General features: G+C 57.6%; 1 pseudogene. It reads left to right on the forward strand.

The features are described 5' to 3' along the window. Window positions 1-260 (forward strand): annotated as a pseudogene (locus tag AX735_RS13965) (glutathione-dependent formaldehyde dehydrogenase); the annotation flags it as partial. Window positions 261-314 lie beyond the last annotated feature (54 nt).

Raw genomic sequence — 314 nt, forward strand, 5'->3', positions numbered from 1 at the left:
CCGTGCCCGGCGTCTACGTCGGGATGGGTGACAAGCTTCCGATCGGTGCAGCGATGAACAAAGGACTAACGATCAAGCTCGGCCAAACCCACGTGCAGCGCTATACTAGACCGTTGCTGGAAAAAATCGTCGCGGGCGCGATCGACCCCAGCTTCGTGATCACCCACCCGGCCAGTCTTGAAGACGCGCCAGAAATGTACGCTAAATTCCGCGACAAGGAAGAAGGTGTGATCAAGGTTGTTATGCGCCCGCACGGTTGATTGGCGGAATAACCGGGAACAGGACGCTTATCGATGCCGATCGACACCGCCGCT

The organism is Blastomonas sp. CCH1-A6 (genome assembly GCF_001556365.1).
Taxonomy (GTDB): Bacteria; Pseudomonadota; Alphaproteobacteria; order Sphingomonadales; family Sphingomonadaceae; genus Blastomonas; species Blastomonas ursincola.